Origin of the sequence: Streptomyces sp. NPDC051051 (genome assembly GCF_040682975.1) — a bacterium.
In the GTDB taxonomy this organism is placed as follows: Bacteria; Actinomycetota; Actinomycetes; order Streptomycetales; family Streptomycetaceae; genus Streptomyces.
This window is the reverse complement of the sequence record NZ_JBFBCB010000043.1, coordinates 65510-74019: the sequence shown is the minus strand read 5'-3', so window position 1 is coordinate 74019 and position 8510 is coordinate 65510. Positions and strand designations below refer to the sequence as shown.

The 8510-nt window shown below is 74.6% G+C and carries 5 protein-coding genes; 1 reads left to right on the top strand and 4 read right to left on the bottom strand.

Annotation, left to right across the window (positions count from 1 at the left end; genetic code table 11):
* Positions 1-226: 226 nt before the first annotated feature.
* The 4 genes from AB0N31_RS27940 to AB0N31_RS27925 all read right to left on the bottom strand — a co-directional run bounded on the left by AB0N31_RS27940 (position 227) and on the right by AB0N31_RS27925 (position 6574).
* Positions 227-1036 (bottom strand): hypothetical protein, encoded by an 810-nt coding sequence (locus tag AB0N31_RS27940; protein WP_366061194.1) that lies wholly within the window; start codon positions 1034-1036, stop codon positions 227-229.
* A gap of 96 nt (positions 1037-1132) precedes the next feature.
* On the bottom strand, positions 1133-2002 hold the full coding sequence (locus tag AB0N31_RS27935) for a hypothetical protein (protein WP_366061193.1): 870 nt from the start codon (positions 2000-2002) through the stop codon (positions 1133-1135).
* Between the two features lie 253 nt (positions 2003-2255).
* Positions 2256-5381 carry a molecular chaperone Hsp90 gene (locus AB0N31_RS27930; protein ID WP_366061192.1) on the bottom strand — a complete coding sequence of 1042 codons (3126 nt, stop codon included), beginning with the start codon at positions 5379-5381 and terminating at the stop codon, positions 2256-2258.
* Positions 5382-5647: 266 nt separating this feature from the next.
* Positions 5648-6574 carry a DUF3027 domain-containing protein gene (locus AB0N31_RS27925; protein ID WP_366061191.1) on the bottom strand — a complete coding sequence of 309 codons (927 nt, stop codon included), beginning with the start codon at positions 6572-6574 and terminating at the stop codon, positions 5648-5650.
* Between the two features lie 390 nt (positions 6575-6964).
* Between AB0N31_RS27925 and AB0N31_RS27920 the strand changes: the two genes are divergently transcribed.
* The gene (locus AB0N31_RS27920; protein ID WP_366061190.1) at positions 6965-8398 is read left to right on the top strand and encodes an MFS transporter; all 1434 of its coding nucleotides are present in this window, start codon (positions 6965-6967) and stop codon (positions 8396-8398) included.
* The last annotated feature ends 112 nt before the right edge of the window (positions 8399-8510 follow it).

Here is an 8510-nt window from a genome sequence, read left to right as displayed (position 1 = left end):
CCCGATACTGGTTGTATCGGGGCGATCCCGACAACGCGGCGAGCGTGCGTGCCAGGCGTCGCCGGGCAGACGGGACTTTCGAAACACGCCCTAGGGCCTGTCGTTTGGATCACGCCGCAGACGCGGTCCCGACGCCGCCGCGGGTCCGACGCCGCCGCGCCCTCGCGGACGGGAAGGGCCCGTACTCCGCTGGTTGCGGAGCCGGGCCCTCTGTCTGTCGGTCGGGTCAGCGCACGTCGACGAAGTCAGCCGTGGCGGTGGCCGCCGGGGTGGTCGAGGTGCCGGCGAAGGTGTAGCGGAAGTAGCCGTCCGCGGTCGCCTTGACGGTCGTCTTCAGGACGCCCGTCGTGCTCGTCTTGATGGTCTTGACCGTGGTGTAGGTGGTGCTGCCCTTCTTGCGGAACTGCAGCTTCACCGGCTGGGCGGAGTACCCGGCGTAGGTGTTGTTGTCCCAGTTCGCGCGGGACAGCTTGCCCGTGACGGTGAGGGTCTTGCCCTTCTTCACCGGCTCGGGGGTGGCGTCGGCGGTCAGCTTCGAGGCGCGCAGCAGCTTGGCGGCGCCGAGGCCGCCCTGCCAGGTGAGCCCGCCGCTCTCGTTGGCCGCGAGGGCGCCCAGCTTCCAGCTGCCCGCCTGGCTGTTGACCAGGTCGATGTCCTCGCCGGAGGTGGCCTTCGGGCGGAACTGGATCTTGGCCGTGCACTTCAGGACCGTCGAGGAGACCGTCGTGCAGGTGCCGGCGTCGTCGCCGCCGATGAGGTCGTCGGAGGTCAGGCCGAGCGTGGCGCCGCGGTAGAGGACCGGCACCGTCCCGAGGGCGTTCGGGTTCAGGCTCGCGGGCTTCGTCACGGTGTAGGTCGCGGTGACCGTGACCTGGGCCGTGGGGCCGACGACGACGGGCTTGCCGCCGTTGACCTTGAGGTTGGAGAAGGTGACCGCCGGGCCGGCCGGCGCGGCCTGCGCGGCCGGCACGGCGAGGGCGGAGAGGGCGACGGCGCCGATGACGGCGGCGACGGTGGTGGTGGCGCGTACGCGCATGCAGGTTCCTCGGAGAATCTGGGATGGGTGTGCGAGGGGACGGCCCGGTCCCCGCCGGGTGCGGGGGCGGGCCTTGCCTCGGTGGTGTCAGTCGCTTCAGCGCACGTCGACGAAGTCGCCCGCGGCGCTGACGGCCGGGGTGGTCGAGGTGCCCGCGAAGCTGTAGCGGAAGTAGCCGTCCGCGGTCGCCTTGACGGTCGTCTTCAGGGCGCCCGTCGTGGTGGTGTTGATGGTCTTGACCGTGGTGTAGGTGCTGCTGCCCTTCTTGCGGAACTGCAGCTTCACCGGCTGGGTGGAGTAACCGTGGTACAGGTTGTCCTCCCAGTTCGCGCGGGACAGCTTGCCGGTGACCGTGATGGTCCTGCCCTTGGCGACGGGCTCCGGGGAGGCGTTGACGGTCAGCTTCGAGTTGCGCTGGACCAGCGTGGAGCCGAGGCCGCCCTGGTCGGCGTAGTCGTCGGTGGTGTAGTTGAGGGCGAGCCCGCCGCCCTTCCAGCTGCCGGCGTCGGAGTTCAGCAGCTCGCCGTCGGCCGGGTAGACGTCGATGTTGCCCTTGCAGGTGGCGGTGGTCGCCGAGGTGTCGGTGCAGGTGGCCGCGTAGTTGCCGAACAGCATGTTGTCCGGGTCGGCGAACGCTCCCTTGTAGATGTACGGGCCGGTGGCGAAGTCCTCGGCGTGGATGTCCACCTCGGCGCCGTGCGTCAGCTTGTAGGTGACCGTGGTGGCGACGTGGTTGGTGGTGCCGACCTTGACCGCGGCGGCGATCTTGAAGTTGGAGAAGGACACGTTCAGGTCGCCGTCGACGGCGGTGGTGAACGCGGACTTTCCGGAGGTGCCGTGGGCGGCGGCGAAGGCCGCGGCGGCGCTCTCGCGGTACGAGGGGTCGTCGGCCTGCGCGGCCGGAACGGCGAGGGCGGACAGGGCCAGGGCACCGGAAACGGCGGCCACGGTGGCGCGGATGCGCATGCATTCCCCCGGGAGGAGAGAGGGTCCTGGCCGGCGGTGTTCCTCACGGATCGTCATCGCGCAGGACCCAGGTGATCACGGAGCCTGTTGGCTCACATGATCAGATGCACGACGGATGTGAAGGGTTGTACGAAAGTGATGGAGATTTTCGTGCGGAAGCCCGGACGCTCGGACGTGGGGACCCGGACGCGCGGACGGACCCGCTCGGGGTGCCCCGGTGGATCCGGGGCACCCCGCCCGTGCGGGCGGTCGCTCAGTCGAACCAGCGGTCCCGTGCCAACTCGCCCGTCCTGGAGGGGTCTTCCAGCAGGGCGGCCACCTCGAAGCGGCGGGGCCACTGGCCGGCCGCCCAGGCCAGGCCGGCGGCGACGCCCTCCAGGGTGGCGGCGTGCAGCACGCCGTCGCCGGTCAGGCGCCAGTCGATCTCCACGCCGTCCACCACGAGTTCCTCGTGTTCGACGTAGGTGGCGGGGGTGCGCGGGCCGAGGAGGGTGCGTACCGGGTCCGGGACGTCGTGCTCGGTGCCCTCGGAGTGGATCTCGCCCGTCACGGACTCGCTGAGGCGCCGGACCTGGAACAGCTCGGCCAGCTCCGCCGCCCGCGCGGGCCGTACGGGCAGCAGCGGGACGCCCGCCGTGAAGGGCAGCAGGTCGGGGGAGTCGACGACGACCGCGTCGGCCGCGTCGACGACCTCGACCCGGCCGTCGACGACCGCCCTCAGCTCGTCGGGCAGGGTCACCTGTTCCGGGTCCAGCTCGGCCAACGCGCCGTAGAGACCGTGCAGTTGGGCGGCGCTCACCGGGCGGTCCGGGTCCGCGAGGCGGTCGAGCAGTTCGGCCGCGCCGCCCGGCTCGTCGAGGAGGGCGGCCACGGACGTCCGTACGCCCAGGGCCCGCAGCACCTGCTCGTCGTCGAAGCCGGTCGCGTCGGCCTGGTCGTACAGGCCGTGCAGGAGGGGGTCGCCGCCGGCCGCGAGCAGGCCCGCCGGGCGACGGCCGTCGAGGACGGGGTGGCCGCGCAACCACCAGGCGGTGTAGGGGCGTACGACCTCGTGCGTGCCGTCCGGGAGCAGGATCCGGACCGGCTGGGTGAGGGCGTCGCGCAGGGGCGGCCGGGCGAGCAGGGCGAGGGCCTGCGGCCAGTGGTCGTCGTCGACGAGGTCGAGGTCGCGGACGGCGACCAGCTCGGTGGCGACCGGCGGAACGGGCGTGTCGGGGAAGCGGTCGAGGATGTCCTCGCACCAGACGTCCACGGCGTCCAGCAGTCCCGCGTCGTCGGGTTCGGCGAAGTCGCCCTCGCGGGGCTCCAGTTCGTCCGGGTCGAGGACGACGTCCGTGGCCCGCACGAGCGCGAAGTCCGCGAGGACGCCGCAGGCGGCGAGCGGCTGCTCCCCCCACTTCTCGGCCAGCTCCGGGTCGACGGAGGCGAGTTCGTCCTCGCGAATGACCTGCGCGAACGGGCTGCCGGGCAGGACGAGTTCGCCGGCCGGGGCGAGCTCGCCCTCCTCGTCGGGCAGCGCGAGGGCGCCCAGCCAGGGCTCCTCGCCGGGTTCCAGGCCCGCGTCGCGCACCAGCGCGAGGACGGTGTCGGCCAGTTCCTCCGCGTCCGGCGTGTCCTGGTCGTCCCAGGCCCCGCGGTCGTCGTCCAGGGACGCGGCCACGGCGGCCCGCACCTGCGGGGTGGTCAGGACCGCGCGCGGGGTCGCGGGCAGCGCCCCCAGCTTCTCCAGCAGCGGATGCGCGGCGTCCGGGTGCGCGACCTTGAGGCCGAGCCGGGCGAGGACCTCGGTGTCGAGCCGGCCCTCGTCCGGGGTGGGCAGCAGCACCTGGCGGGGGCCGATCGTCGTCCGTCCGTCGGCGAGGGGCACCGGCAGGCCGGAGAGGCGGTCGGGGTCGACCCCGGCGAGGCTCTCGTAGAGCCGGTGCCACCACTGCGGGTCCTTCTCCAGCCCGGCCAGCCGGTCGACCGCGTCGGCCAGCGGGACCCGCGCCACCCCGAGCGTGCGCAGCTCCACCCGGCGCTCCAGCCCGGCCGGCAGCAGCGTCGGCAGCACTTCGGCGAGCACCCGTACGGTGTCGGCGCCCGCGCCCTCGACGACCTCCGCGTCCCGGGGCCGCAGCGCCTCGGGCAACTCGTCGTCGCCCTCCACCGGCTCGGCGGCGGGCGGCAGGAACGCCGTACGCGGCAGCCGCTCCAGGATCGCCTGCCGCAGGGCGCCGTCCAGTTCGCCCTTGCCCAGCGGGCCCGGCACGAGGTCGATGAGCCCGGCGGTCACCGGGCGCCAGCCGGCCAGCAGTCCGGCGTACGCGTCCGCCGCCCGCTGCACGAGGTGGTCGGTGAGCGGGCCGGGCGCCGCGTGCCGCCGGGTGGTGTCGAGGGGGAAGGAGGCGATCAGCAGCGCGGGCACGCCGAGCGGCTCGTCGCTGGGGGTGGGCGCGTGCACGACGGGGCTGGTGCGGGGCCGGGCCGGGGACCCGTCCGCGTCGACCGGTACGGCCCAGGTCACCGACCAGTGGGGCCGCAGCCGCTCCTCCACCGGCCGGTCGGCGAGCAGGTCGGGCGTGAGGGGCCCGTGCGCGGCGGCGATCCGCCACCGGGTCGTGCCCTCCCGCGTGTCCGACACGACCGTGAGGGCGCCGTCGGTGTCCCGGCGCAGGGTGCGGGGGGCCGCGTCGCCGACCTCGATCACGACCTCCTCCAGGCCCGGCAGGGCGAGGACGAGGGCGTCGTCGACGGCGGTGAGCAGCCGTTCCGCGAGATCGGCGGCGGCGGTGTCGCGCAGCGGCAGGATGACGGCCGTGTCGTAGGGATCGGGGGCGGTGCCCTCGGCGGCGAAGGGCAGCCGCAGCAGCGGCACATGGCCCTCGCGGCGGCGGATCTCGTCGCCCAGGCCTGGACTGTGGCGGGCGGTCTCGGAGGCCAGCACGCGGGCCTCCGCCAGGGACCAGCGGACCCCGCCGTGCCGGCCGACCACGGCGGGCTCGTCGGTGACGGCGAGAACGGCGGCGAAGCCGACGCCGAAGCGGCCGACCGCCGACCGGTGGGCCTCGCGTTTCGCGGAGGCGCGCAGGGTGGAGAGCGACTCGACACCGGCCGCGTCCAGCGGGGCGCCGGTGTTCGCGGCGACCAGGACGCCCTCGCGGAGGGTGAGGCGCAGCCGGCCGGGCACGCCGGCGCGGGCGGCCGCGTCGGCGGCGTTCTGCGCCAGCTCGACGACGAGGCGGTCCCGGTAGCCGCCGAGGGCCAGATCCTCCTCGGCGTTCGCGTCCTCCCGGAAACGGGCGGGACTCGTGGCCCAGGCGTCCAGCACTCCGCGCCGCAGTCGGGCCGTTCCGAACGGATCGGCCCCCTCGGCCGCGGGCCGCACGAACTTGCTCACGTCGGTTCACTCTCCTCATCGCCGTGAGCTCGAAGGTACCGCGATGCGGCTCCGCCGGTTTCCCACCGAGGGGCCCGGCCCCCTCGCCCCGTCCAGCGGGCTCCGCCCCCCGGACCCCCGGGCCCGTGCTCCCCCACCACCCGCCCCGGTGGGACGAAGGGTGACGGTCGGGTGTCCCGGCCCGTCCGGGGCGGCAGCCCCCGGGATCGGGCCGGGAAGGGGCGGCGCAGGACCCCGCGAGCCCGGCGTGATCCGAACGAGAGGCCCTAGGAGTGGCCCAGCTCCGCCGACTCCTCGTCCGTCACCGCCGGTACCGAACCGGAGTCCGGGGCCGGCCGCAGCGGGAAGGGGTCCACCCGGTTCTCGTCGATCACCGGCAGGGCCGGCCGGGGCGGCTTCGGCATGACCGCCGCCTCCGAGTGCCCGCCGCAGCCGTACGCCAGCGACACCACGCGCCCGTCGGCCGGGGAGAACTCGTTGGCGCAGACCCCGAAGGCCTGCCCGAGGGAGCCGCCGATCGGCGTGAGGAAGCCGCAGCTGACGCAGGAGGCCGGCGCCGCCTGCGCCATCGGGGTCTTGGCCCCGAACGCCTCCTCCCAGCGGTCGGCGGCGGTGTGCAGGCCGTAGCGCGACAGCACGCGCGCCCGGCGCATCCCCAGCTCCTCCGCCACCGCGGGGATGGAGCCGCGGGACGGGACGGCCGGCAGCAACGCGGGCGGCGCCGCCGTCACCTCGGCGTCCTCGGCCTCCGCCAGCTCCGCCATCTCCTCCGAGACGGGCGAACCGGACAGCGGGGCGTCCTCGCCGGTGTAGCCGGGTTCCAGACGCAGGTCGTCCGCGTCCGTGGGGAGGAGGTCGCCGGGGCCCATGTCGCCGGGGCGCAGGCGTTCGCTCCACGGGACCCACTCGGGGGCCAGCACCGCGTCCGGACCGGGCAGCAGCACCACCTCGTCCAGGGTCACGATCTTCGCCCGCGAGGCCCGCGCGACGGTCACCGCCCAGCGCCAGCCCCGGTAGCCGAGCTCCCTGCACTCGAAGAAGTGCGTCACCACCCGGTCGCCCTCGGAGAGGACCCCTACGTGCTCCCCGACCACGCCGGGCGCGGCGGCCTCCTCTGCCGCCGCGCGGGCGAGGTCGACGGCCTCGGCGCACAGGCGGTCGGGGGTGCGGCTTCGCGTGGTCGCTGCGCTCACAGGTATCGCTTCTCTCCTACGCCGTCACTCGGGTGCGGTTGCCACCGGCGGCGGAGCGGACGGAGCGGACCAGTGGGCCGCGTCGACGTCCGCGTCCGATCGCGCTCGGGCGCACCTGTGCCATCCATTGTGGGGGATGGCTGAGATACGCACGCTACCTGTTCGCGGCCGCTCATCCCACACCGACGGTCCTTCTACGGCACTCCGCGCCGAGTTTCCGCGCACTCGTCCCCCCGCCGGCCCCGCCCCGGACCCCCGGTGCCGGCCCGGGCCCGGCCCCTGCGCACGCCGTGCACGGGCCGTCCGCGAGACCGGCCGTCAACCGGAAAGTGCGCGCCCATACGTGCGGCAACCGCGCTACATCCCGGTTTCTCGGGGCACTATGGCGGAGTGGCAGCCGCAAGGACACCCCAGGGCGCCACCGGGACCGGTGGGGCGAAGGGCTACAAGGGGAGGAACCGGGTGAGCGGTTCGGGCCGGGTGAACGGGTCCGTCCGCGCGATCGGCCGTGCCCTGCACCTGCCGTTCACCGGAACCGCCCGTGGCATCCGCAGGGCCACGCACGCGCACGGCGCGGGCGAGTCCGGGCTCGGCAAACTGATCGAACTGCACGCCGTGAACGGCGCGGGCGACGTGATGATCACCATCGCGCTCGCCTCGACCGTGTTCTTCTCGGTCCCCACCGACGAGGCCCGCGGCCGGGTGGCGCTCTACCTGGCCGTCACGATGGCCCCGTTCACGCTCCTCGCCCCGGTGATCGGCCCCCTCCTCGACAGGCTGCCGCACGGCCGCCGCGCGGCGATGGCGGGCGCGATGGCCGCGCGGGCGCTCCTCGCCCTGGTGCTGTCCGGCGCCGTCGTCAGCGGCAGTCTCGAACTGTATCCGGCGGCCCTCGGCGTGCTGGTGGCCTCGAAGGCGTACGGCGTGGTCAGGAGCGCCGTCGTGCCGCGCCTGCTGCCACCGCGCTTCTCGCTGGTCAAGGCCAACTCCCGGGTCACCCTGGGCGGCCTCCTGGCCACCGGTGTGGCCGCGCCGGTGGGCGGTGGCCTCCAGCTCCTCGGCCCGCGCTACCCGCTCTACGGCGCCTTCGTGATCTTCGTCGTGGGGACGTTCCTGTCGTTCTCGCTGCCCCCGAAGGTGGACTCGGCCAAGGGCGAGGACCGGGCGCTGCTCGCGGCCGACGAGGAGCACCTGCACGGCCCGCACATCCGTCCGGTCAAGCGCCCCGGCCTGCGGACGGTCGGCAGCGCGGTCACCCACGCCCTGGGCGCCAACGCGTCCCTGCGCTGGCTGTCCGGGTTCCTGACGTTCTTCCTGGCGTTCCTGCTGCGCGAGCACCCGCTGACCGGGCAGGGCGCGGCGGTGTCGCTGGGCATCGTGGCCGTCTCGGCGGGCGTCGGCAACGCGCTGGGCACCTCCGTGGGCGCGGCGCTGCGCTCACGCGCCCCGGAACTGATCATCGTGACCGTGGTCGCGGTCGTGCTGGGCGCGGCGATCACGGCGGCGGTCTTCTTCGGGGCGTTCCTGGTGGCCTGCCTGACGGCCGTCGCCGGCTTCTCGCAGGCGCTGTCCAAGCTGTCCCTGGACGCGCTGATCCAGCGGGACGTGCCCGAACTGGTGCGCACCTCGGCGTTCGCCCGCTCGGAGACGCTGTTGCAGATGTCGTGGGTGTTCGGGGGCGCGGTCGGCATCGTGATGCCGCTGAACGGCGCCCTGGGGCTGTCCGTGGCCGCCCTGGTCATCGCCGCCGGCTGGGCGGCCACCGCACGGAGCCTGATCGGCTCGGCCCGGCGCAAGGGGCCGCCCCGGACGAAGATCGCCTGACCTCGCCCCACCGCCCGCCGCGCCCGGCACCGCGCCGGTCCCGCCCGGTACAGCGTCCCGCCCCGCCCGGAAGCCGCCCGGCCGGGCGGGCGGGCCCGAGCCCGCGTGGCGT

Excerpts from the sequence above, each read along its gene's own strand:
- AB0N31_RS27940 (WP_366061194.1), bottom strand. The coding sequence starts at position 1,036 with ATGCGCGTACGCGCCACCACCACCGTCGCCGCCGTCATCGGCGCCGTC.
- AB0N31_RS27935 (WP_366061193.1), bottom strand. The coding sequence starts at position 2,002 with ATGCGCATCCGCGCCACCGTGGCCGCCGTTTCCGGTGCCCTGGCCCTG.